This window comes from Escherichia sp. WS1450, assembly GCF_046487395.1.
GTDB lineage: Bacteria > Pseudomonadota > Gammaproteobacteria > Enterobacterales > Enterobacteriaceae > Escherichia > Escherichia coli.
The window spans coordinates 1-26363 of sequence record NZ_JBJQJO010000005.1; the positions used below are offsets into that span (position 1 = coordinate 1).

At 43.6% G+C, this 26363-nt stretch carries 15 protein-coding genes and 1 pseudogene; 7 read left to right on the forward strand and 9 right to left on the reverse strand.

What is annotated here, in order from left to right; translation table 11 throughout:
• Together ACJHYR_RS07365 and torI are read left to right on the forward strand one after the other, a co-directional pair.
• A pseudogene (locus tag ACJHYR_RS07365) lies at window positions 1–171 on the forward strand (DNA-binding protein); the annotation flags it as partial.
• 131 nt (window positions 172–302) lie between these two features.
• Window positions 303–503, forward strand: coding sequence for a response regulator inhibitor TorI (gene torI / locus ACJHYR_RS07370; protein ID WP_001163428.1), 201 nt, complete (start codon window positions 303–305; stop codon window positions 501–503).
• Between the two features lie 525 nt (window positions 504–1028).
• Here the strand turns inward: torI and ACJHYR_RS07375 are convergent.
• From ACJHYR_RS07375 to ipuA, 4 genes are all read right to left on the reverse strand, one after another.
• Complete coding sequence (locus tag ACJHYR_RS07375) at window positions 1029–1547, reverse strand: OmpH family outer membrane protein (protein ID WP_032213276.1); 519 nt, start codon at window positions 1545–1547, stop codon at window positions 1029–1031.
• Between the two features lie 59 nt (window positions 1548–1606).
• The gene (locus ACJHYR_RS07380) at window positions 1607–9520 is read right to left on the reverse strand and encodes a phase-variable autotransporter adhesin UpaE (RefSeq protein WP_332214200.1); all 7914 of its coding nucleotides are present in this window, start codon (window positions 9518–9520) and stop codon (window positions 1607–1609) included.
• Between the two features lie 24 nt (window positions 9521–9544).
• Window positions 9545–10165 carry a helix-turn-helix transcriptional regulator gene (locus tag ACJHYR_RS07385; RefSeq protein ID WP_000243047.1) on the reverse strand — a complete coding sequence of 207 codons (621 nt, stop codon included), beginning with the start codon at window positions 10163–10165 and terminating at the stop codon, window positions 9545–9547.
• A 317-nt stretch (window positions 10166–10482) separates the two neighbouring features.
• On the reverse strand, window positions 10483–11112 hold the full coding sequence (gene ipuA, locus ACJHYR_RS07390; protein ID WP_001181151.1) for a tyrosine-type DNA invertase IpuA: 630 nt from the start codon (window positions 11110–11112) through the stop codon (window positions 10483–10485).
• A gap of 748 nt (window positions 11113–11860) precedes the next feature.
• Here ipuA and ipuB point away from each other — a divergent pair.
• Complete coding sequence (ipuB, locus tag ACJHYR_RS07395; protein ID WP_001224626.1) at window positions 11861–12430, forward strand: tyrosine-type DNA invertase IpuB; 570 nt, start codon at window positions 11861–11863, stop codon at window positions 12428–12430.
• 396 nt (window positions 12431–12826) lie between these two features.
• Here the strand turns inward: ipuB and dsdC are convergent, their stop codons facing one another.
• Window positions 12827–13774 carry a DNA-binding transcriptional regulator DsdC gene (gene dsdC / locus ACJHYR_RS07400; protein ID WP_001314916.1) on the reverse strand — a complete coding sequence of 316 codons (948 nt, stop codon included), beginning with the start codon at window positions 13772–13774 and terminating at the stop codon, window positions 12827–12829.
• Window positions 13775–13991: 217 nt separating this feature from the next.
• Between dsdC and dsdX the strand changes: the two genes are divergently transcribed.
• Together dsdX and dsdA are read left to right on the forward strand one after the other, a co-directional pair.
• Entirely contained in the window at window positions 13992–15329 is a 1338-nt protein-coding gene (gene dsdX, locus ACJHYR_RS07405; protein ID WP_000556041.1) for a D-serine transporter DsdX, read from the forward strand.
• Between the two features lie 17 nt (window positions 15330–15346).
• Window positions 15347–16675, forward strand: a complete 1329-nt coding sequence (gene dsdA / locus ACJHYR_RS07410; RefSeq protein ID WP_072837572.1) for a D-serine ammonia-lyase — start codon at window positions 15347–15349, stop codon at window positions 16673–16675.
• A 108-nt stretch (window positions 16676–16783) separates the two neighbouring features.
• Here the strand turns inward: dsdA and emrY are convergent, their stop codons facing one another.
• Together emrY and emrK are read right to left on the reverse strand one after the other, a co-directional pair.
• Window positions 16784–18322, reverse strand: coding sequence for a multidrug efflux MFS transporter permease subunit EmrY (gene emrY / locus ACJHYR_RS07415; RefSeq protein WP_001018714.1), 1539 nt, complete (start codon window positions 18320–18322; stop codon window positions 16784–16786).
• Window positions 18322–19485: a multidrug efflux MFS transporter periplasmic adaptor subunit EmrK gene (gene emrK, locus ACJHYR_RS07420; protein ID WP_059327766.1), complete on the reverse strand. Its 1164-nt coding sequence runs from the start codon at window positions 19483–19485 to the stop codon at window positions 18322–18324. Before emrK ends, emrY begins: the two co-directional genes overlap by 1 nt.
• A gap of 415 nt (window positions 19486–19900) precedes the next feature.
• Between emrK and evgA the strand changes: the two genes are divergently transcribed.
• Both evgA and evgS read left to right on the forward strand, forming a co-directional pair.
• Window positions 19901–20515 (forward strand): acid-sensing system DNA-binding response regulator EvgA, encoded by a 615-nt coding sequence (evgA, locus tag ACJHYR_RS07425; protein ID WP_000991370.1) that lies wholly within the window; start codon window positions 19901–19903, stop codon window positions 20513–20515.
• A 4-nt stretch (window positions 20516–20519) separates the two neighbouring features.
• Entirely contained in the window at window positions 20520–24113 is a 3594-nt protein-coding gene (gene evgS, locus ACJHYR_RS07430; protein WP_001306243.1) for an acid-sensing system histidine kinase EvgS, read from the forward strand.
• Between the two features lie 55 nt (window positions 24114–24168).
• Here evgS and yfdE read toward each other — a convergent pair whose 3' ends face one another.
• Window positions 24169–25314, reverse strand: coding sequence for a CoA:oxalate CoA-transferase (gene yfdE / locus ACJHYR_RS07435; protein ID WP_001306244.1), 1146 nt, complete (start codon window positions 25312–25314; stop codon window positions 24169–24171).
• 73 nt (window positions 25315–25387) lie between these two features.
• On the reverse strand, window positions 25388–26332 hold the full coding sequence (yfdV, locus tag ACJHYR_RS07440; protein WP_000955028.1) for a transporter YfdV: 945 nt from the start codon (window positions 26330–26332) through the stop codon (window positions 25388–25390).
• Between the last annotated feature and the right edge of the window lie 31 nt (window positions 26333–26363).

Consider the following 26363-nt stretch of genomic DNA (forward strand, 5'->3'; position numbering starts at 1 on the left):
GCAGCCTATGAATTATTTATGGAAAAGCGTTTCGGTAAAACAGTCGATCGTCGGAGAGCAAAAAACGGCGATAACGAATACATGGCATGGGATATGACTCTCGGTTGGATCGTCTGGCAGCAACGAGCTGGTATCCGTTTTTCAACAATGTCACAGCAAGAGGTGAAATAATGGAGCCATACAGCCTCACACTCGATGAGGCCTGTCAGTTTCTTAAAATATCCTGATCTACCATCGCCGTCATAGAGCGTATTTTTATTACCTGATTTGCAGGTTCGATTCCCTATTCGGAGATAGCACTCATGCAACACGAACTACAGCCTGATTCACTGGTTGATTTGAAATTCATCATGGCTGATACTGGCTTTGGTAAAACCTTCATCTATGACCGGATTAAGTCAGGCGACCTGCCAAAAGCCAAAGTTATCCACGGGCGAGCAAGATGGTTATATCGTGACCATTGTGAATTCAAAAATAAGCTCTTAAGCCGCGCCAATGGGTAAAATAGCGGGTAAAATATTTCTCACATCTAAAAAACACCATTCCAATCAATCCCCTGCTGCTTCAAGTAGATGTCTGCAGGGGACACCATTTATCATCCCCCTCGCAATAACCCACTTACAATCAGTGAGTTATCTTATAATCCTTAGTATAGTCAACCAGTACTTCGATATGTGAACGCAAATCATCATGCATTCGTGAACTTAACTGGAAACCTCCCCCATTCGATGTCAAAATGACTACCCCAATAAGTTGCCAATAATCAGGCTAATCAATACGGGTCAGTCTTGCTGGTCAGTGATCATAAAAATGTCACCTCATATTATACACAGCAAATAATTGTGTCGATTAAACATGCTACCTTCAGCATAACCGTTCCTGAAAAATTATTATATTCAGTAATCTGAATAAATTACTGGCCTGCTATTTTTCTTAGCAACCATATTTAGCAGCAAGCCAGCAAATCTGAATGATTACAGATGCTGGCCTGCTGAATCTCCCTTCTGGAAATCGTCAGAATCTAGTGATTACTTACTTTGTTCTGGTTTCTCTTCATTCTTATTGTGCACTTCCACTTTGGGTAATTTATTAAAAACCAGATTTTCTTTTTCAACCAGAGTCATGACTTCTTTGGTGATATCAGCTGACTCGTTATGCGCAAGCACAACACCTGAAGACAATACGGCAATATTTTTAGGATTGTCTTTTCTCCATGTGCCTATGGCATTATCTATCGCACGGGATAACACCATTTTTGCGCTATTTTCCTCAATAACATATTGTCGTTCCAGTTTTTGTCTGGCATCAAGAAGCAGCGCCTCTTTATTCGCGTTATCTGCGAATGCTTTTTGCGCATCCTCATATCCTTTTTCAAGAATACTCTTAACCTCATTCAGATGCTTTCTGGCCATGTCTCCGGCGGTAGACTGATTATAAATAGCATCGATATTAACAACTGCAATTTCTTTTGACTTTTTCATATAAAAAACACCAGTAAGTACAATCAGCAACAGCAGCACTACTGCATTAACAACAGAAAATTTCATTACAGAACTCATTATGACAACCCTGAGGTGGCAGGAGGTCCCCTCCTGCCACTGTGTGATTAGAATATATATTTAATACCCAGCATTGCCTGGGCATCACTGTACCCTTTATCGCCAGCCTGAACACCAACATTGCCCCAGACATTCAGGTTATCTGACAATTTACCCTGAACACCCGTTTTGACTTCAGCAATATTTGTAGCTCCGTCCTGACTGAGTGCCGTATTATCCATTTTGACACCCCAGCTCCGTGTATTATGGATCCAGTTAACTTCCACAAATGGCTCAAACTGATGCGCCTTATTATCATCAGACGCACTCTTACCTTTCAGGTAAGTTCTGACGCCCAGACGACTCTGGATATTACCGTCTCCGCTGAGCTGAACTTTCGTGCCATTCTTCTCCGTATGCTCACTGGCTCTTACATTCATCCACGTGATCTGGGACTGCGGCTGAATATACCAGTCATAGTGGCTACCCTGGCTACCGATAAATTCGCCGGCTTTAAAGGTATAACCCGCTTCCACTGAACCGGTAAATCCACGGGATTTCCAGGACTCCGCAGCCAGTTTTTCACCATTAACGGTATTATTAAACCATCCGTACTGGATCCAGGTATCGACATAAGCCCCGTTGTCATTACCGTCATTCTGCTGCCACGTTCCGTATAAACCGGTGCTGTATCCATTGATCGCACCTTTAGATTTATATCCCGAAAGCGAGGATGTCGTGGAATTCTTCTCATTTCCATAACCGGCCATAATCCCCAGTTGCAGACGGTCCTGACCGTCAGTCCATTGCGCAATGCTGCCACCCAGTTGCACAACATAACGGTTACTTTGCGTATTCAGCTGTGAACTGCTGTCCTTCCAGCGATTATGACCGCCGATATGACGCATCCACATACTTGTTGCTTTCTTCTCACCAGTAAACACATCGGTATAGTAAGTTTCCCCCTCACGATCGTGCATTCTGATGTTGAACAGCGTGTTGGCTGCCGCTATGTTCGCAATATAAGAGCCCGCTTCCGGACGATAGACCTTCTGTACAGGTTTATCCGGCGTGGGGTGTGGCTGCGGTTGTGGCTGCGGCTGCGGTTGTGGTTGTGGTTCTGGCGGCAATTCAGAACGCAGATACCAGTTACCGTCAGTACCACCCGCATTACCTTTATGCAGGAAATATTCCCATGCCCCTGCCACCGCACGGTTCTGCAGTCTGAAGTTACCGTCAGACTGCCCACCGACATGCACAATCTCAATGCCGTCAGCGGTCTGAGCCCCCTGGCCCCGGACATTATTCACCACCACGCCGGTATCACCGGAGGTGTTACCCGTGACAATCAGTTTGTCAGTGGCAGAAGTATCATCCCCCAGCACGGTATTGATAATTAACGTACCGCCACCAGTGTAATCGCCATTTACGGTCAGGGTATTTCCTGTCTTACCACCGGCCAGACGAATGACGCCAGTATTGGTCAGTGAGCCAACGGTAAAATTGCTCGCCTCTGCCGTTTCATAACCTGAGAGAGCATTTAGTGATGCCAGTGTTCCCTGGTTATTAACCTGACCCGAAACGGACCCCAGCCCACTCAGTGTGCCGCCATTAAGAACATGAATGTTTTTGGAGCCTGACAACGTCGCACCAGCGGCACGGGTGACTGAATCATCACCGACAATCAGAACGCCATTCTCAACCGTGGTATCACCGGTATAAGTCAGCTCATGATTAATAATCAGATTACCCGCCCCCTGTTTCACCAGAGCGCCGGAGCCAGTAATATCATTCTTCAGTAACCAGTTTCCACTGGCGGTAAGCCAGGTGACACCATCACTGTCAATCAGCCCGGTGCCCAGGTGTTTTTCATCTGAAGCCCGCAGAGCAGCATCTTTCTGCACACGGAATTCACCGCTGAAATTACTGTTATCCCCGGAAAGCGTCAGATCAGTGGTGTTCAATATACCCACTGAACCTTCTCCGGAAAGCGATTTACTCAGGTTACTGCTGACTCCGCTACCGTCGGCGATATCAATCGCCAGGCGATCACTAAGGCTTTCAAAGCTGATGGAACCCTGGCTTCCCAGCCCCTGTGCGCCGTTCATTTCAACCAGCGCCCCCTGGGTAAGGCTGGCATTACCGGTAAACCCGATATTGGTGCCATGTACCGTCAGGTCGCTGCCCGTGACAGCCAGCGTTCCCTCACCGGACAGCACGTTGTTTTCAATGACGCCACCATTATCATCGCCCGGCTGACGCTGCGTGCCGCTGACCGTTAGCACACTACCGCTATCAAGCTGAATGTGCGATCCCGTTTCTGTCTGCAGTACACCGACAGTCTGGCTGTATCCGTTTGTTCTGAAGACGGCATTGCTGGCGACGTTCAGATTACCTGTTGCGCCAAGAACATTGTCATTTGCCATCTGTAATGTGCCGCTGCGCACCAGCGTATCCCCGGTATAGTTATTACCGCCGTTAGACAGTGTGACAACCTGCCCCGCAGCTTCGATGGCCAGATCCCCTGCCCCCGTTAACTGTGCGCCAAGATCTGTCTGCAGTCCTTGGGCATTCGCTCTCGGTGTCAGCACCAGCGCTTTATCACCGGTTCCCTGTAAATCCAGCGACTTCAGCCCATAGCCTATGTACAGTCCGTCACCTTTAATCCCGTCGGAGCTTCCCAGCAGCTTATAGTCATAATTTCCCTGAGCTACAACTTCACCGCCCTGAGTGACATCAAACGTCTGACTGTGAGAAATAGCCTGCCCGTTTTCATCCACCAGTTGCAGTTGCCCGCCAGTACCGGTGACGGTACCCGCTGCATTCACCAGTGTGACCAGGGTCTGCGCATCATCCTGCTCCAGCAAATTCTTACGGGTATCAACAGCCGGAATATCATTAATCACTTCATCTGGCATGGTGACCTGAATTGTGCCTTTCCCCCGAATATCCAGCGTACCTGCAGCAGAGGTTTCAATACTGTTGCTGGCAATGGTATCGCCCGGCATAACGGAACCAAAAATCAGCGTTCCGCCATTGAACCCAAGACCGCCAATCTGCTGAACACCGGAGCCAACCGTTGTGATATTCCCGCTTTCAGACATCAGCATTGCATGGGTTAACCCGCTCGTATTCAGCCCTTCCAGAGCAAAGCTACTGGTACCCAGCTTCAGAGTTCCGGCAAATTGATCCCCGACGTTATGGCTGAATTCAAAAGCAGATGTGTCGGCATCAAGACGGGCAGACAGTGTTCCTTTGCCTGTTAACAGTGGATCAAAGGTAAAGTTGCCTGCAACTGCAGGAATAATGGCCAGTTCGCTGCCCGATTCAATATCGACGGACCCCGGGCCGGTCCCCCCATCGGTCAGCACAAGAGCTTCCTTCAGAGTGACAAGTGAACTGTTCTTCAGCCCGACATGTTCAAAATTCTGTAGTTTTACAACAGAATCCAGCGTATGAATGGCGTTATCAAAAATCAGGGAATCAGAATCTCCCTGCCCGCCATCCAGCAGGTTCCAGGTTGCCCCTTCGCCTTTAATGGTGAAGGTGTTCTTCCCGGTACCGGCAGTAACCTGATCAACATGAGCCTTACCATTGAGTGTTACATTATTATTGCCATTTCCTGCAGTCACTTCTCCTGTCAGTGTGCTGCCATCATCAAATAAAAATGTATTGTTACCCTCTTTTGCACTGACGGTTCCGGTAATACTGCCTTTATTGGTGAATGTGTTATCACCGCCGTTCAGAGCCACAACCCCCTGAATTTCAGCACCGCTGTCATTCAGTACGGTGGTATTCACTGCGTCATCAAACGCCATTGCAGTCCCGGTGGCGGACGCAGCTTTAATCTGACCTTTATTGGTAAAGGACTGTGCTTTTGAAGCATCCACTACGGCATGACTCAGAGAAGCAGAGATGAGATTACCGCTCTGAACCACTTCACTGGCCGCATTGTTAATCACCAGAGCGGAACCGCCATCGGCCTGTGTAACATTGACACTTGCACCACTCTTCACGACAGCACCATCTTTAGTGTTGGCAAAAATACCCGTGCCGCCCGTGCCTTTCAGATTAATGACTAATCCAGCGGAGTCAGACATATCCAGGTTATTATCGGTTTCACTTCCGTCAGCTTTCTGGAACGCCAGTGCAATTCCACTGCCGTCTACATTAATAGTGCCGCTGTTGGTCTTGGCCAGAGAAGCAGAAGTCCGCACACCAATGCCATCAGCCACATTAATTTCAGTCGTATTGGTTAACTGAATGCCTTCAATTTCTGCACGGTTCTCAATCCCGTGACCGACCGCACCTGCAGCATTAACATTGATTTTCGCACCATCAATAACCAGCCCCACAGCCCCTGTATCCAGCAGGATGCCATGCGCATTTTTCTGACCTTCGATCGTTCCCAGGCCACTCCCTGCCAGGTTCAGTGACGCGCCCGCCCCCAGCTTAATGGCAGCCTCACCATCCACAGCGACGATATCCCCTCCCGTGCTGGTAATCTGAGCGTGTTCACCTTCAACAAATAATGCAACGCCATTGACCGCTATACGGCTTCCTGTATTTTCAAAACGACCATTATCAACCCAGACGCCGATATTATCTGTACCGGTAGTGAAATCAATGTTGCCGCTGTTAATCAACAGTCCCTGATTACGCGTAATAAAGCCCTTGGCATTATTCAGCGGCGAAGAGATATCTGCCTCATTGGTAATAACCGAGCCAGTATTCGTTTGTGTAATACTGCCATCCAGAGCGTATTCATTTCCGTCAACTTCCGCGACAACAGCGCCATCCCCTACAAGGTTAACTGATGCCCCCTGTTTCAGCGTCGCTGTCGCACCACCAGTTACATATAATCCCTGAGCCTGAGCCCCCAGGATCTGGAAATCACTGCCAGCATCAGCCAGGACATTGCTCCCTTTCCCTGTGGCCCAGATACCACGGCTGCCTGTCCCGGAGGTTTTCATCAGCAGAGAGCCGGCCTGTTTTGCCCCATCTTCAATACGGAAAAGTACAGAACGTTCCCCACTAGCATCCAGCAGAGTTCCCGCTGCAATATTCGTCTTAATGGTTGCACCATCTCCGATAATACGAAAAGCAATCTGATCGGTAATACCAGAGCCGTCAGCAGCAAAGTTCGGTACTGCCGAACCATCAAGGTTAACAGTCCCTTTATTGCTGGCCTCAACGCCAATCGCCCCCTGTCCCTGCAAAGATATAGTACCCGCGGTCATATTAACCGTTGTTGTTGTACCAGATGCTTTTATACCCGTTGTACGGTTAGCATTATCTCCCCCCTTGAGAACGAGATTTCCCGAGTTATTAATCGTTGTAACATCTTGTGTGGCATTAGCAATTAGTCCCACACCACCATCCTGAACTGTAATATTTCCGCTGTTGGTACCAACAGCCCCCTCCTCAACCCGGACGCCCACTGTATTCTTTCCAGTAAAGATGATATTACCGGTATTATTTAGAGTGGCCCCATTACGGGCGATATACCCGGTCACTTTATCCTGGGTGGAACTTAACTGAGCCCCCGCCGTTAATAGTGTGGTCTTGTCCTTCGGATTAATGAGTTTGCCGGAAATATCATAGCCATTGCCATCCGCAATACCGGCTATCGCACTGGCATTATCCATATTGATAATGGCATTACTTTCAATTGTGCCCTGCGCTCCCCCTTCAATTAAAGTCGCTGTAGCCCCCTCACCCGTCAGGTTGATGGTCATTCCTCCAGACGTTACTGTCGAGGCCACACCGCCATCCGATTTTCCCGTGGCAATAAGTGCATAAGAGTTCTTACCAGACGCCGTAAGTGCAGAAGAAGCATCTGCAGTTCCCTGGAATGTCGCACCGCTGGCAATACGGAATAATGTTGAGTTTTCAGTGGACACATCCATAACACCGCTTCCGGTATTATGAATGGCAGAGTCCTTTCCATAGACATAAAAGCCTATCTGATCGCTGCTGCCAAATAGCACTGCACCATTGCCTGACAGGGTCAGACTGCCGCCATCTTTAGCAAAAACCCCCACAGCCCCCGTACCGGCAAGACTGATTTTTCCGGATACATTAACATTGCTTCCGGCACCTTCCACCCAGGCACCATAGTTACGGAAACCACTACTGATACCCTTGCCGCCAACATTTATCGTACCGTCAGATTTCAACTGTCCTGCATTGATTACCTGTAGCCCGGTGCTGTTCAGACCATTAACATTGATAATCCCGGAGTTTTTCATCCCGGAGCTATTATTTGCCAGCATGCCAACATTCAGTGCAGGTGCATCACTGTCATGACCGTCAATAGTGATATTCCCTTTATTTACCACATCAACAGTCCCGGCATCCTTTGCCAGGATTCCGTAGTTCCCCTGAGCCCCCCTGCCCAAAAAAATAGTACCTTCATTAACGACTTTGTTTGCACCATTTTGTACTTCAATCGCAACAGAACCCACAGCCGAATGAGTCGCAGTTTTATCCTCCGCAATACCTACATTGATGCTCCCGAAGGCCGAGTTAATAAAAGAGCCTCCAGCTCCAACATTTACACCTCGTGTTTTGCCATTATTATCATTAGTTGATGCATCGGCAGTAATATTTATTGTGCCTTTATTTGTTGCCATGCCCCCATTACTAACAACAATTGCGGTGTTAATCCCCTCTGGAGCGAAAGCATTTTTAAATGGGCGAATATTAATAACACCATTATTAATGGCTGAAGAACCATTACTACCGGCAACCATCCCCTCTGCCTGGAGAGCATATTTATCATTATTATCCCAAACAAAAAGTGTACCATCGTTAACAATGGTACTGTCTTGATAGGCAATCATTTCAGTACCAATGGCATCAATGACCCCTTCATTAACACCGGTCCCACCATTAGTTGCAACGATCCCTCCTCCATTCCCATAGGCAGGAAGAACTCCAGTTAATTTACCCGTTTTACCTAATATTGCTCGTGCGTTATTGGTTGCATGGAGAACAGCAAGCAGCCCTACATTTTCTTTGTAAGGAGTTGAGTCTATGCGTCCCCCAGCGGTCATATCCACATTGTAATTATGCTTAGTGACAATAAGGGCCTTATTAAATTCAGCATCATACTGCTTATAAGATAGCGTTTTGTCCTCTAGTGACTTTATCAAATATTGATTATATTGCTTTAAATCATCAAGAGAGTTAATATGGTGTACTTTTCCCGCCCAATCAGTAATTGTTCCAGCATATTTCATTGAGTCAATGATTTTTTGAGTAACGCCGCCCCCCTGCATGGTTGCACCAGGCTGAAAATAAAAATCATTGACCGAGTTCCATACAACAGAGGAACCTTCTCCATCAGCTACAGCAAGCTGTGTATTTTTAAAAAAATTACCGATTGCTGGTGAACCCACATCCAAAATAGCTGTACCGCCATTATTGGCTGTTACAAAACGTGTCGCATTGAAAAAATCCGCAGTGCCACTAAAACCAGGAATGGTTTCATTTCCCCCAGTCCCCGCATCGCGTTGTGAGAAAGAGTCAGTATCAAACACTTGAAGTGTTTGAGAAGCGCCAGTAACCTCATCCTTCACTGTAATGGTTTTTGTTTTTTCTCCGGTATTGACGTAAATCAATCCGGATAAATTATCTCCAGTGGTGTAGCCATTTAAAATTGCCTGTTCTACAGTCATCCAGATAAGACCTGACCCACCAGACTGGACGACATTTGGACCAGTGATGTATTCGGTTTTACCACTTACTGTTGCAGCCCCAACACCCGAGTTATTCGTACCCGGACGCCAGTCTGGTGACAATATGACATCTGCCATTGCGTTATTGCAATTAATTGCAATAGCGCCCCCCAGAACCATTGCTGATAAAGCAATTCCTAGGCGAGTTGATTTACATTTTTTTCTACAACTCGTCAATTCTGAAACAACATCCCATTTTTGGGTTGTATGGTTCCAAATGACTTTATATATTTTATTCATAACACTAATACTCTTGAACGTACATTATAATTGAATATTTTCACTAATAAGGGAACGCGGAATATTTATAAATTGATGTAAACGTTTTACCCCGAGTTTATCCATAGCTCTACGACGATGCGTCCACACAGTCTTACTGGATATACCCAAGGTGTTCGAGATCCATGCAATATCTTTTCCTTCCTTGGTATATATAAAGATACTTTTCTCCCTCGGGGATAATTGTCGTTCTAAAAAAGAAACTTTATGATTCGCGCGAATATTTTTTTTGCACCTCCAGCCATTGATAAATTTATCTATATAGAAACAAAATTGCTCTGCTGTTAATTTCCACGGTATGAAAGGTATGCCTTTATTACTAACTACACCATTATCCCCCCATGCCAGGCACGGAATATTGACAGGCTGGCTTTTTAGCCATTGGTGAATGAAATACAGTGAGCGTATACAGGTAGTAGAATCATTATCAGGGAATACAGGTAACAACAACGATTGCTCATCCCGAAAGCAAGATGTGCCAAAATCACGAATCAGAGAAGAATAGTCGTCCACAGCGATGACTTTCACGTACGAAAAACCCCGCCAACACATACTCTTAATTGCTTGAATTATAAAAATATTTTTTGTCGTCGTAATCAAAACCATGCAATCAATTTCCTGTTATCCCCTTTCCCAATTTCCTTTTGCTTTGCACACCGGGGGGAGACAAACCTTGAGGCACAGGTTTACAAAATGACCCATTTTGACAACATCAATTTAATTAACTATAAATAGCACAAAACGCAGGTAAAAAACCTACGTATTTATTTTAATTCAGAATATAATTTTGATTGGTATTTACATTTTGGCTTTATACGCCAGAGATTAAAAAGAAGACAAATCTACCTCTTTATGTGTAGATTGACGCCACACATTGATCTAAATCAGTAATTTTAATGTTTTTTATAGAAAAAAATGTTTTTCTATACGAGAATTTCTAAACAAAGATTGGGTTTACATTTTGGGTCAAAATGTTGCTTTTTTGCGTCACCTCTCCCCCACATTTTTTCAAATCGCATTGAATTAGAAGCAGTATAAATTACCGTATGCCTGATATTACGATGCCCGAGATAGTCCTGAATAAGACGGGTATCCACACCATTATCTGCTAGTGAATAACCACATGCATGGCGTAACATATGTGGATGAACTTTAATATTTAAACCTGCATTTTTACCCGCAGCAGAAACTATGTTATAAAATCGTTGTCTCGATAATGGTTTTCCTGTTCGGGAAACAAATAACCACGGGTTATCATTGAAATGTTTAACATTTATTGAATTCCTTTCATTCAGCCAGTTTGTTATTGCAATCACCTCTTCCTTTTGAAGTGGATGGACTGTACTGAATCCATTTTTTATCCGTTGAATATATATTTTTTCTGTAGTTAGTTCTAAATCCGACAACTGCAGAGATAAGAGCTCACTAACACGCAGACCATGAAAATAAGCCAATAAAATCATGCAAACATCGCGTGAAGAGCAACTCTTTTGTTTTACAGATTGAAGTAGTAAATTAATTTCATGATGCGTTAAAAATTTTCTGTTTTGCATAAATCACCTCTATTTATATAAAATAGCCATGTCAACTATGATGAAAGAATTAAACTTAGTCAATAATATAATTCATATAGTTGCTGTATGATTATAGATTAATTTATTAAAATTCACCTAATCTAATTAATCGCTTGTAAACGCATACAAACAACCTTCGTTATGTAACTATCGTTCAAAACCCTCCTGTAAATATACAGAGTCCTATAAGATGATTATAAAAAAGTCCTACACCCCGAAATAGCATTCCCTCATAAAATTAAGCTCAACATCGGCATATTTAAAAAGTATCCAATGCAATTACTATTTTATCTAAAATTAACATTGTATCTTGTATATATTACATCCATGAATGTATGAATTTTTTTATTTAAAAATTAATGCACTATAACAAAAAACATCACCGAGTGTTAAAACTAACACAATAATTAACCAAAATAATATGACTGTTTATTTTTCATCCGTAAACAAAAAGGTACAAATATTTTCACCACAAAAAAACCACCAGCATGGCATTGAATTATTATTCACAATACGCAACTTTTTGTGCTTATTTATGCTCACTGGTTAACTAATAATAATCTATACCCACTGAGCAACTATCTCTCTGGCGGGGTATTGATGAATATCCATTTAGTGGCATAATTTAAACCCCAGCTCATTATTTGCTTATAAAAAACAAGCAATAATACCAGGCTCTGGTATTTATAGTTTATTTTTTAACTTAATTAGTATAACCGATAGTATTATGCGCAAATTTATTACTCATAGTGAATGGTTGTTATTTTTTGAAGCCATCAACGGTTCAAAAAATGAAATTAGAGATAAAGCCATGTTACAAATGGCATATGTACATGGCCTTAGGGTAAGCGAGCTTATTGCACTAAAGATTAGCGACATTGACTTTTCAGAGTCAGCAATATATATCAAGCGTTTAAAAAATGGATTATCCACAGTACATCCCCTGCAAAAAGAAACTGTTCTGTTATTAAAAAAATGGCTAGCACTACGTGATAACATAGTAAAAAAACCTTTTGAAGACTCTTTATTTCTTTCTTGTCAAGGAAATAAAATCTCGAGACAATATGTGTATAAGATGTGTAAGAAATATAGTCACAATATGAATATTAACATTCATCCTCACATGCTTAGGCATGGTTGTGGGTATGCTTTAGCTAATCAAGGGTTAGACACCAGACTAATACAAGATTATTTAGGGCACAGAAATATACATCATACGGTATTATATACAGCCAGTAATGCAGCAAGATTTAAACGAGTATGGGAGGGTGATGTGTTAGATATAAAGAAGATATAACCCCTGTTCTAAAGGCCTCAATTCATTGAGGCCTTTAGCCCCTCATTTTTATGACATACAACTGATAATCATAATGGATCCTCAATATTAATCAAAATGAGAAACAAATCACCTTTTTATTAAAAAATTAATTTTTTTAAAGTCACAAACCAACACACATAATATTTAATAAAAATGCCACCAGCAAATATATTGCCACTTATCTTTTCTCTGGTAATCATAGTTTACTATGAATTATCGCTCTCCAATATTCGACGCCAAGAAGATGTGGTTATTTTATTTATCATTTTCGTAACTATTGACAAAACAATTCCCATATAAAAATCGCAATTTATAAAGCCAACATACACTTATAGTGCATAATAAGGTTATTTAGGAACCAGATGATTTAATGTATTATAAGGTATAACATTCATATTGACTTACCTGTTCTCTTAACCAGGTAATAAACGCTTCAATTTTTGGCCACTGCCTGCCCGGTAATGTGGTGATGTAATAATGCTGATGGCATTTCACCGTCATATCGCCAAACGGTGCAACGAGCTCACCACTGGCAAGCCTTTTTTGTACCAGGCGTTTTCTTCCCATCGCCACCCCAACATGATTCATTGCGGCGATAACAGCTAAATCAGAACGATCAAAGCCAATTCCTGAAGATGTCGGCAAATTAACCGCATAATGTTGCGCCCAACTATGCCATTCATCCGTTCCGGAGTCGTTGCTCCATGCCTGTCTGTCATGGAGCAACGTACAGTGACGCAGGTTAATTACAGTATTGGTTAAAGCATGTCTTTGAGCGTATTCCGGACTACATACTGGCAGGATTTCTTCATCCATCAGAAAGTGATGAGTCAGTTGCGCTGACGGCGCGTCATCAAAGTAGATCGCCAAATCGATTCCGGCACGTTGCAAATTGACATTGTCATTACCAGTGAGCACGGTGAGCGAAATAGACGGATAGCGGCGTGTAAAGTCACCTAATGCAGGCACCAACCAGCATTGGGCGATAGAGGGTCGGGAGTACAGAGTTAACGTTCCCGATAACTCCTGATTTTTGATATCAAGAATTTCCTGGTTCAGGGTATCCAGCGACGATTTTAGCGCCCAATAAACGCGTTTCCCTTCGTGCGTTAATTCCACTTTGCGATGGGAACGGACAAACAACTGAATACCCAATTCTTCTTCCAGCTGATTGATACGGTGACTTACCGCACTGGGGCTCAGCGACAACTCCTCTGCCGCCAGGGCGAAGGACTGATGCCTGGCAGCCACTTCAAAAGTATGCATTTTTGATAGTTGCCAGCCGTTAAGCAGTCGATTTCTTATTTCACGAAGGGGTTCCATAATCACCTCATTTTTATTTTAAGTGTAAAAAAATAGCGGCAAAATTTCAGCTGTAAGGTGAGCTAAAGTGAACCATATCTCAATTCACCTTCATTTTTAGATGTAAATCACTCCTTTGCTGCAATTTATCTCATGTGAAAGGCAAATTTTATCGTTTGTCAGCCTGCGTTGTTTTTTTGTCCAATATCATCAGGTTAATCACAGGGGAAGGTGAGATATGCACTCTCAAATCTGGGTTGTGAGCACGCTGCTTATCAGCATCGTGTTAATTGTACTGACCATCGTGAAGTTCAAATTCCACCCGTTTCTGGCGCTGTTGCTGGCCAGCTTCTTCGTGGGAACGATGATGGGTATGGGACCACTGGATATGGTAAATGCTATTGAAAGTGGAATTGGCGGAACGCTGGGTTTCCTCGCTGCGGTTATCGGCCTTGGCACGATACTGGGAAAAATGATGGAAGTATCCGGTGCCGCAGAAAGAATTGGTCTGACACTTCAGCGCTGCCGCTGGCTTTCGGCTGATGTCATTATGGTGCTGGTTGGCCTGATTTGCGGCATCACGCTGTTTGTTGAAGTGGGCGTCGTACTATTGATTCCTCTGGCTTTTTCAATTGCCAAAAAAACCAATACCTCATTGTTAAAGCTGGCCATTCCGCTGTGTACCGCATTGATGGCAGTGCACTGCGTGGTTCCTCCACATCCGGCTGCTTTATATGTTGCCAATAAGCTGGGCGCAGATATCGGTTCGGTGATCGTCTACGGTTTGCTGGTTGGGCTGATGGCATCACTGATCGGTGGCCCGCTTTTCCTTAAATTTCTGGGTCAACGACTGCCCTTTAAGCCTGTACCCACAGAGTTTGCCGATCTCAAAGTTCGCGATGAAAAAACACTACCGTCATTAGGCGCAACGTTATTCACCGTACTGCTGCCCATTGCGCTGATGTTGGTGAAAACGATTGCCGAATTGAATATGGCGCGTGAGAGTGGTTTGTATACCTTGCTTGAGTTTATTGGCAACCCTATCACTGCCATGTTTATCGCCGTATTTGTCGCCTATTATGTGTTGGGTATACGTCAACATATGAGCATGGGGACGATGCTCACACATACGGAAAATGGCTTCGGTTCTATTGCTAATATTTTGCTGATTATCGGGGCCGGAGGCGCATTCAACGCCATTTTAAAAAGCAGCAGTCTCGCTGATACGCTGGCAGTTATTCTCTCTAATATGCATATGCACCCGATTCTTCTGGCCTGGTTAGTGGCTCTTATTCTGCATGCTGCAGTGGGCTCCGCTACAGTGGCAATGATGGGGGCAACGGCAATTGTTGCACCCATGCTGCCGCTGTATCCCGACATCAGCCCGGAAATTATTGCGATTGCTATCGGTTCAGGTGCGATTGGCTGCACGATCGTTACGGACTCGCTTTTCTGGCTGGTGAAGCAATATTGCGGCGCTACGCTCAATGAAACATTTAAATACTATACGACAGCGACATTTATCGCTTCAGTCGTCGCTCTGGCGGGCACATTCCTGCTGTCATTTATCATCTAAGCGCAAAGAGACGTACTATGGAAAACGCTAAAATGAACTCGCTCATCGCCCAGTATCCGTTGGTAAAGGATCTGGTTGCTCTTAAAGAAACCACCTGGTTTAATCCTGGCACGACCTCATTGGCTGAAGGTTTACCTTATGTTGGCCTGACCGAACAGGATGTTCAGGACGCCCATGCGCGCTTATCTCGTTTTGCACCCTATCTGGCAAAAGCATTTCCTGAAACTGCTGCTACTGGGGGGATTATTGAATCAGAACTGGTTGCCATTCCGACTATGCAAAAACGGCTGGAAAAGGAATATCAACAACCGATCAGCGGGCAACTGTTACTGAAAAAAGATAGCCATTTGCCTATTTCCGGCTCCATAAAAGCACGCGGCGGGATTTATGAAGTCCTGGCACATGCAGAAAAACTGGCTCTGGAAGCGGGGTTGCTGACGCCTGAAGATGACTACAGCAAACTGCTTTCCCCGGAGTTTAAACAGTTCTTTAGTCAATACAGCATTGCTGTGGGCTCAACCGGAAATCTGGGGTTATCAATCGGCATAATGAGCGCCCGCATTGGCTTTAAGGTGACAGTGCATATGTCTGCTGATGCCCGGGCATGGAAAAAAGCGAAACTGCGCAGCCATGGCGTTACGGTCGTGGAATATGAGCAAGATTATGGTGTTGCCGTCGAGGAAGGACGTAAAGCAGCGCAGTCTGACCCGAACTGTTTCTTTATTGATGACGAGAATTCCCGCACATTGTTCCTTGGGTATTCCGTCGCTGGCCAGCGTCTTAAAGCGCAATTTGCCGAGCAAGGTCGTATCGTCGATGCTGATAACCCTCTGTTTGTCTATCTGCCGTGTGGTGTTGGCGGTGGTCCTGGTGGCGTCGCATTCGGGCTTAAACTGGCATTTGGCGATCATGTTCACTGCTTTTTTGCCGAACCAACGCACTCCCCTTGTATGCTGTTAGGCGTCCATACAGGATTACACGATCAGATTTCTGTTCAGGATATTGGTATCGACAACCTTACCGCAGCGGATGGCCTTGCAGTTGGTCGCGCATCAGGCTTTGTCGGGCGGGCAATGGAGCGTCTACTGGATGGCTTCTATACCCTTAGCGATCAAACCATGTATGACATGCTTGGCTGGCTGGCGCAGGAAGAAGGTATTCGTCTTGAACCTTCGGCACTGGCGGGTATGGCCGGGCCTCAGCGCGTGTGCGCATCAGTAAGTTACCAACAGATGCACGGTTTCAGCGCAGAACAACTGCATAATGCCACTCATCTGGTGTGGGCGACGGGAGGTGGAATGGTGCCGGAAGAAGAGATGGAGCAATATCTGGCAAAAGGCCGCTAATTAATTTTCAATGCAGCATCGCCATCCTTTCCCTGGGTGAGCGATGCTGCCGATGGCGCAGGCTTAAGATTCTACCGTCTTACCTGCTATAGCTCTCTCTTTTTACCATCACCCAACACCTTTCGCTGTAAACGGCGGTTTCGCAAACCAAACCAAAACTGTAAGTAAGATAAAAGCAATAGCCGCCATACGGAAAATCTCATTTGCAGAAATTGAAAGTGACTGCTGAGTTATTTCATTATTAATTTCATTAAGAACCCCTGAAAGCGAACCATAATATTTATCCATAATTTGTGACGATGAATTAAACACGGGGTTAAATTGATCGATGGTTGCTGTCAACTGACTATGGTGTAATGATTCTCGTCGTCCCCACAGCGTCATTGTCAACGACGTACCAACTGATCCTGACAAGGTACGAAAAAAATTACTCATACTCGAGGCATTGGCAAATTTATTATCTGGCAAGCCTGAAAACGAAATCGTTGTTAAGGGTAAAAAGAAACAGGCGACGGCGAATCCCTGAAAAAACTGTGGCAAAATGATGCCTGTAAAATCAATCGTTGGCATAAATGTCACAGAACGCCAGTAATAGCAAACCGCATACATTAAAAAACTAAATGTCACCAACAACCGCATATCAATTTTGTTGCCATAACGTCCTATCAAAGGTGATATTAATAGCGGCATGATGCCGATGGGCGCATAGGCAAGTCCGGCCCATATCGCATTATACCCCATCGTTTCCTGGAGTAACTGCGGCATAAGGACTATCGCCCCAGAGTAAAATAAATATGCGCATGTGATACTCACAATACCAATGGTGAAATTACGGGACTTAAACAAACTGAGATCAAGAATCGGATTCTCTGAGGTCGACTCCCAAATGACTAAAGAAATCAGAGAAATAACTGACACTACTGTTAGTATTATTATTGTACTCGAGTTGAACCAATCCAGATCGCGCCCTTTATCAAGCATAATTTGCAAGCCACCAACACCGAGCACTAACAGGGTCAGTCCTGGCAGATTCATTTTGACCGGTGAAGTCTCAGTTTCTCTTCCTTTAAGTAAGGTTAAGCATAATGTCAGGACGATAATCCCCATAGGGACATTGATTAAAAATATCCAACCCCAGCTAAAGTTATCACAAATATAACCGCCCAATATCGGCCCACATATCGGAGCGATAATCACGGTCATAGACCATAATGCCAGAGCAAATGTTCTTTTTTCTGGCGGATAATTCCTTAATAATAAACTCTGTGACAGTGGAATTAACGGCCCCGCCATTAACCCCTGAACGACTCTAAAAAATATCAGCACATCAAGATTGGTCGATAGGCTACACATTAATGAAGATAGCGAAAAAAAGGTTACTGAAAGTAAAAATAATCTTAATTCGCCTATTCTTTGTGCCAACCTGCCGGTAACAGGGATCGCAATGGCATTTGCTACACCAAACGAAGTGATAACCCAGGTGCCTTCGTCTGTTGATGCTCCCAGAAAGCCAGATATTGTCGGTATTGCGACGTTAGAAATAGTGGAATCCAACATTTGCATAAACGTCGCTAATGACAATGCAATAGTGACGCACCATAACGTCCCACCGGTTAATGGTGCCGGAGTTGATTTAGTGATTGCCATTAAAGTTGTCCATTATGCGAAATAATGTTGCTAATTTCTTTTTCTATCGGACTGGTATCGATAACTAAAGCCTTACTGGTATAAGCAGGCATGGACGTCACGGTTGAAGCCAGATCGGGCATATCGGCAATGTCTTCGTTCCTGGTATCAATAGTTGCAGTCATCGATAAACCAATACGCAAGGGATGTTCCATGAGTTCTTTTGGATCAAGAGAAACCTCAACCGGTACACGCTGAACGATTTTGATCCAATTCCCTGTCGCATTTTGTGCAGGTAATAAGGAGAACGCATTGCCGGTTCCCATATTGATCCCTGTCACCCGACCATGAAACACAACATTTTCACCATAAAGATCGCTGATAATATTGACCGATTGACCAATCCGTACATCCGTGAGTTGTGTTTCTTTAAAGTTAGCATTAACCCACATTTGACGTGCCGGTACGACAGCCATTAACGATTGTCCGGGACTCACTGTTTCGCCGACCTGAACACTTCGCTGGGCAATATAGCCGGTAACCGGACTCTTAATATCCGTACGTTTAAGCGCCAACCAGGCTTCTTTGGTTGCATCCGCCGCTTCAACGACTTGTGGCTGACGGTTTAATGGTGTGTTCATTACTAAAGCTTTATTCGCTTTATAAGCCTGAATAGCAGCATTCAATGCCGCTTTGCTACTTATTAACGTATCTTTGGTATGCTCCAGCGTTTCTTTTGAAATAACCCCCTGCTTCGCTAAAGGTACACGACGGTTATAATCTTCTAAAGATTGTTGATACTGAATACGTGCTGAAGCGACTTCGGCACTGTATTGTTTATCCTGTAAGTACAGTTTATTCGTTTGCCGAACAATATTGGCCAGATTATTTTTAGCTTTATTGAGTGCGATAGTGGCATCAGTCTTATCCAGTGAGACTAAAATGTCACCCTGTCGAACGTAGTTCGTATCTTTATGATTAACGACAGTGACGCTGCCTGAAACTTGTGCAGAAATTGGATCTGCATTCCCCGTGACATAGGCGTCATCTGTACTAATCATGTCTTCTAATTCCATTGACCAATAGGCATAGGCACCTGAAAACGCAATAAATAAAACTACCGTCAATAAAGAAAAGTATTTTCTTCTGTTAGAATGTTTTTTATTTGAATTAATCTGTTCCACTATTATCTCTCATTTCGCATAGATGAAATTTATGAATTGAATGAAAAGAGTATTCATTCTTCATATCAAACACAGTGCATGTGTTGCACATTGTCCCAGGAACGTTGGAGGCCTAATTTAAATGAGGTGCAAAAAAAACAACAGAGGACTAAACCGTGGCTTTTGCAATACAATTCTTACGCCTGTAGGATTAGTGAGAAGACTTATAGTGCTAATGTGAAACTATAAATCATCGGTACAATCCCTGATTTTATTGTTGACATTTCATTTATGCCGACTATTTATATGGTATACTTGTCGAATTATCTTAAAGGAAGCTCAAATTTTCTTATTTTTATTGAGAAAATGAGATGATGCCTTATGTCTGTATTACTACAGGGAGAAGGGAGATGCTTCATTGCAAAGGGAATAATCTATGAACGCAATAATTATTGATGACCATCCTCTTGCTATCGCAGCAATTCGTAATTTATTGATCAAAAACGATATTGAAATCTTAGCGGAGTTGACTGAAGGGGGAAGTGCCGTTCAGCGGGTGGAAACACTTAAACCTGATATCGTCATCATTGATGTCGATATCCCCGGAGTTAACGGTATCCAGGTGTTAGAAACGCTGAGGAAGCGCCAATATAGCGGAATTATTATTATCGTCTCCGCTAAAAATGACCATTTTTACGGGAAACATTGTGCTGATGCTGGCGCTAATGGTTTCGTGAGTAAAAAAGAAGGCATGAACAATATCATTGCGGCTATTGAAGCTGCAAAAAATGGCTACTGCTATTTCCCCTTCTCTCTCAACCGGTTTGTTGGAAGTTTAACGTCCGACCAGCAAAAACTCGACTCCTTATCGAAACAAGAAATTAGTGTCATGCGATATATTCTTGATGGCAAGGATAATAATGACATTGCGGAAAAAATGTTCATCAGCAACAAAACTGTCAGCACTTATAAAAGTCGCCTGATGGAAAAATTAGAATGTAAATCACTGATGGATCTTTACACATTCGCACAACGTAACAAAATCGGCTAACCACATGAAGTTTTTACCCTATATTATTCTTCTCTGTTGTGGTCTTTGGTCGACCATAAGTTTCGCAGACGAAGATTACATCGAATATCGTGGCATCAGTAGTAACAACCGTGTCACGCTTGATCCACTACGTCTGAGCAACAAGGAATTACGTTGGTTAGCGAGCAAAAAAAATCTTGTGATTGCAGTACACAAGTCCCAAACGGCTACTTTGTTGCATACCGATTCGCAGCAACGGGTTCGTGGTATTAATGCTGATTATTTAAATCTTTTAAAAAGAGCGTTAAATATCAAATTAACACTCCGGGAATACGCAGATCATCAAAAAGCAATGGACGCGCTTACAGAAGGGGAAGTCGATATAGTGTTATCACATTTAGTTGCTTCGCCGCCTCTTAATGATGACATTGCTGCAACCAAACCGCTGATAATTACCTTTCCGGCGCTGGTCACCACCCTTCACGATTCAATGAGACCGCTTACCTCATCAAAACCAGTAAATATTGCTCGGGTAGCAAATTACCCTCCAGATGAGGTAATTCATCAATCATTTCCAAAAGCAACAATTATCTCTTTTACAAATTTATATCAGGCATTAGCATCCGTCTCAGCCGGACAGAATGATTACTTTATTGGTAGTAACATTATTACCAGCAGTATGATTTCCCGCTATTTCACTCACTCCTTAAATGTAGTGAAATATTATAACTCGCCGCGTCAATATAACTTTTTCTTAACCAGAAAAGATTCAGTCGTTCTTAATGAAGTACTCAATCGATTTGTTGATGCTTTAACAAATGAAGTTCGCTATGAAGTATCACAAAATTGGCTTGATACAGGAAACCTGGCCTTTCTGAACAAACCATTAGAACTCACTGAACATGAAAAACAGTGGATTAAGCAGCATCCCGATTTAAAGGTGCTGGAAAATCCTTACTCGCCACCCTATTCTATGACAGATGAAACTGGCTCAGTTCGGGGCGTGATGGGTGATATTCTTAATATTATTACCTTGCAAACAGGTTTAAATTTTTCTCCGATCACCGTTTCACACAATATTCATGCGGGGACACAGCTTAACCCCGGTGGATGGGATATATTGCCCGCCGCTATTTATAGTGAAGATAGAGAAAATAATGTTTTATTTGCTGAAGCCTTCATAACAACGCCTTACGTTTTTGTCATGCAAAAAGCGCCTGACAGTGAACAAACATTAAAAAAAGGAATGAAAGTTGCCATTCCCTATTATTATGAGCTTCATTCGCAATTAAAAGAGATGTATCCGGAGGTAGAGTGGATAAAAGTCGATAACGCCAGCGCTGCATTTCACAAGGTCAAGGAAGGCGAACTTGATGCTCTGGTCGCGACACAGTTAAATTCACGTTACATGATCGACCATTACTATCCTAATGAACTTTATCATTTTCTTATTCCCGGCGTTCCGAATGCATCGCTTTCGTTCGCTTTTCCTCGCGGAGAACCGGAACTTAAGGATATTATTAATAAAGCACTGAATGCAATTCCCCCAAGCGAAGTTCTGCGCCTGACGGAAAAATGGATTAAAATGCCCAATGTGACCATTGACACATGGGACCTCTATAGCGAGCAATTTTATATTGTCACGACATTATCCGTTTTATTAGTTGGCAGTAGCCTTTTATGGGGATTCTACCTGTTACGCTCAGTTCGTCGTCGTAAAGTCATTCAGGGTGATTTAGAAAACCAAATATCATTCCGAAAAGCACTCTCGGATTCCTTACCGAATCCAACTTATGTTGTAAACTGGCAAGGTAATGTCATTAGTCATAATAGTGCTTTTGAACATTATTTCACTGCGGATTACTACAAAAATGCAATGTTACCATTAGAAAACAGTGACTCACCCTTTAAAGATGTTTTTTCTAATGCGCATGAAGTCACAGCAGAAACGAAAGAAAATCGAACAATATACACACAGGTATTTGAAATTGATAATGGCATCGAGAAAAGATGCATTAATCACTGGCATACATTATGCAATCTGCCAGCCAGCGATCATGCTGTTTATATTTGTGGTTGGCAAGATATTACCGAGACGCGTGATTTAATTCACGCTCTCGAAGTAGAGAGAAATAAAGCGATCAATGCAACTGTCGCAAAAAGTCAGTTTCTGGCAACAATGAGTCACGAAATAAGAACACCAATAAGCTCCATTATGGGCTTCCTGGAACTTCTGTCGGGTTCTGGTCTTAGCAAGGAACAACGGGTGGAGGCGATTTCACTTGCCTACGCCACCGGACAATCACTCCTCGGCTTAATTGGTGAAATCCTTGATGTCGACAAAATTGAGTCGGGTAACTATCAACTTCAACCACAATGGGTCGATATCCCTACTTTAGTCCAGAACACTTGTCACTCTTTCGGTGCGATTGCTGCAAGCAAATCGATCGCATTAAGTTGCAGCAGTACGTTTCCTGAACATTACCTGGTTAAGATCGACCCTCAGGCGTTTAAGCAGGTCTTATCTAATTTACTGAGCAATGCTCTCAAATTTACCACCGAGGGGGCAGTAAAAATTACGACCTCCCTGGTTAACATTGATGACAACCACGCTGTAATCAAAATGACGATTATGGATTCTGGAAGTGGATTATCACAGGAAGAACAACAACAACTGTTTAAACGCTATAGCCAAACAAGTGCAGGTCGTCAGCAAACAGGTTCTGGTTTAGGCTTAATGATCTGCAAAGAATTAATTAAAAACATGCAGGGCGATTTGTCATTAGAAAGTCATCCAGGCATAGGAACGACATTTACGATCACAATCCCGGTAGAAATTACCCAACAAGTGGCGACTGTCGAGGCAAAAGCAGAACAACCCATGACACTCCCTGAAAAGTTGAGCATATTAATCGCGGATGATCATCCGACCAACAGGCTATTACTCAAACGCCAGCTAAACCTATTAGGATATGATGTTGATGAAGCAACTGATGGTGTGCAAGCGCTACACAAAGTCAGTATGCAACATTATGACCTGCTTATTACTGACGTTAATATGCCGAATATGGATGGTTTTGAGTTGACTCGCAAACTCCGTGAGCAAAATTCTTCCTTACCCATCTGGGGGCTTACAGCCAACGCACAGGCTAACGAACGTGAAAAAGGGTTAAATTGCGGCATGAACTTATGTTTGTTCAAACCGTTGACCCTGGATGTACTGAAAACACATTTAAGTCAGTTACACCAGGTTGCGCCTATTGCACCTCAGTATCGCCACCTTGATATCGAGGCCCTGAAAAATAATACGGCGAACGATCTACAACTGATGCAGGAGATTCTCATGACTTTCCAGCATGAAACGCATAAAGATCTACCCGCTGCGTTTCATGCACTAGAAGCTGGCGACAACAGAACTTTCCATCAGTGTATTCATCGCATCCACGGTGCGGCTAACATCCTGAATTTGCAAAAGTTGATTAATATTAGCCATCAGTTAGAAATAACACCTGTTTCAGATGACAGTAAGCCTGAAATTCTTCAGCTGCTGAACTCTGTTAAAGAACACATTGCAGAGCTGGACCAGGAGATAGCTGTTTTCTGTCAACGAAATGACTAAATAGCGGCTCCCACAATATTCAAATGTGGGAGCTATTTACCAGCACATCTTACATTTATGATGAGAACTCCTGGCGAATTTGTTCCCCATGCTGGTCGAGCGTTGCCGCTCCCGGCATAACATGCGGGTCCGCGCAGCCGCTGATTTTTATCGGATTACCTGGCATCATTATTCCTCCGGCTTCAATCAACATATTTCTCGCCTGAGTTTGTGGCAAATTAATGGCCTCAGCCACACTTAATAACGGCGCGACGGGCACACCAACTTCATGTATTTTGGCTAACCAAACTTCAGCTGCCTGCGTTTTTAACGTTCGCTCAATATATTGTTTAAGAATAGCCTGGTTTTGTACGCGTAAAATATTGCTGATAAATCGGGGATCATCAACCAGCTCCGTCAGATCCAGTGCCTGGCATAACGCAGAAAAAAGCTTGTCATTACCACAACAAATAGTAATCGGCTTATCCTGAGTATCAAAAACATCAAAAGGTGCCATGTAGGGATGGCGATTTCCCAGACGTTGTGGTGACTTCCCTGTCGCAATATATGCCATCAGACCATGCTCCAGAAAACTCAGCGTGGCATCAAACATCGCTATATCGACATGCGCCCCTCTCTGGCTCTTTTCGCGGCCATAAAGTGCACTCACTATTCCACTGAATAAATAGACACCGCCACATAAATCCGCAAGAGAGGTACCCACGCGCACTGGCGGAGCATCAGGGTACCCTGTTTCCATCATTATCCCGCTCATTGCCTGAATGATGGTATCGTAGGCTGGAGCATCTTTTAGCGGGCCGGTATGCCCAAAACCTGACGATGAAGCATAGATGAGACGCGGGTTGATTTCTTGTAGCGTTTCCCATGAAAACCCCAGTTTTTCCATTGTACCTGGGCGAAAATTCTCAGCTAATACATCAGCTTGTTTAAGCATATTTATAAATATACTTTTATCGTGATCATTCTTTAAATCAAGAACCACACTCTCTTTGCCATGATTAATAAAACTGTAATAGAGTGACTGTCCATCCACATAGGGACCAAATGTGCGGGTATCATCACCATGACCCGGCGGCTCAACTTTAATTACCCTTGCGCCCATATTACAAAGAAGTTGAGTTCCGAAAGGTCCATTAAGGACATGTGTCATATCGATAACTAATAAGCCTTCAAACGGCCCTTTGCATTCATTATTTGTCATTTGCTTATGCCTTGAAAAAAGCCGAAGGTGAAAAGACACTTCGGCATTTATGTAAAATCAATAACATGATTAATTATGAAACCAGTCGACTGACATAAATCCACAAAGGAGCCGTGACGACAAAGCCCAGTACGCTCACAGCCAGTGACGCTGTACCAGTGCGGGTGTAGACATTAAACCGGCTGGCAATAATGATTCCGGAGAATGCCGGCGGTAAGGCGCCTGCCAGTACCATCATCTGCAAATGTTCGCTGTTCAAATGACATGCCATACCAACGAGAAGCAGCGCCAGTGGCATCAGAATTAGCTTCAGGAAGGTGTTATAAGCAATTTCGGCACTGAACTCGAATTTATGTGCAGCCAGAGTCAACCCCGCAGCGAATACCGCTACCCCTGAGTTAGCCTTCGCAATCAGATTAAAGGTTGGGTCCCATGCTGCCGGAATTTTTACCCCAACCAACACCAGGATCGTTGCCAGAACAGGTGCCCATACTACTGGCTCCTTTGCCGCAGAAATTAATGCGCTCAGATTACTATTCTTCTTACCATCCGCTCCTGAGGAGGGATTCAGCAAATACAGACCAATAGGAATAGTAATTGCGTTAACGATAATTGAAATAATTGCTACCACTAAACCTGTTGATACGGAATCACCATAAATAGGATCGAGAACTGCAAATCCCAGGAATCCAATGGTAGGTGAACCTGCAATTAATGCACATACTGCTGCTTCTGCATGAGTACGTTTAAAAAATTTGTAGCAACCGAACCAGGAGAAAAAGAAACATCCGACAATAACCACAAGTGATACAAGGGTCAGACGAGTGTCCGCAAAAATCATTTCCCTGTTTGCCCGGGTAATAGATACAAATAGAGCCGCAGGAAGAGCGTAGTTTAATACCAGTTTATTAAATGCCCGGGCTTGATCTTCTGAAAAAGTTTCTCGTCTGCCGCTAAAATAACCCAACAGCATGATTACGATAATAGGCAATAAATCGCCAATAAAAAATGTTAGCATAATAGTATTTCCGATAAGGGTCCCCTCACCA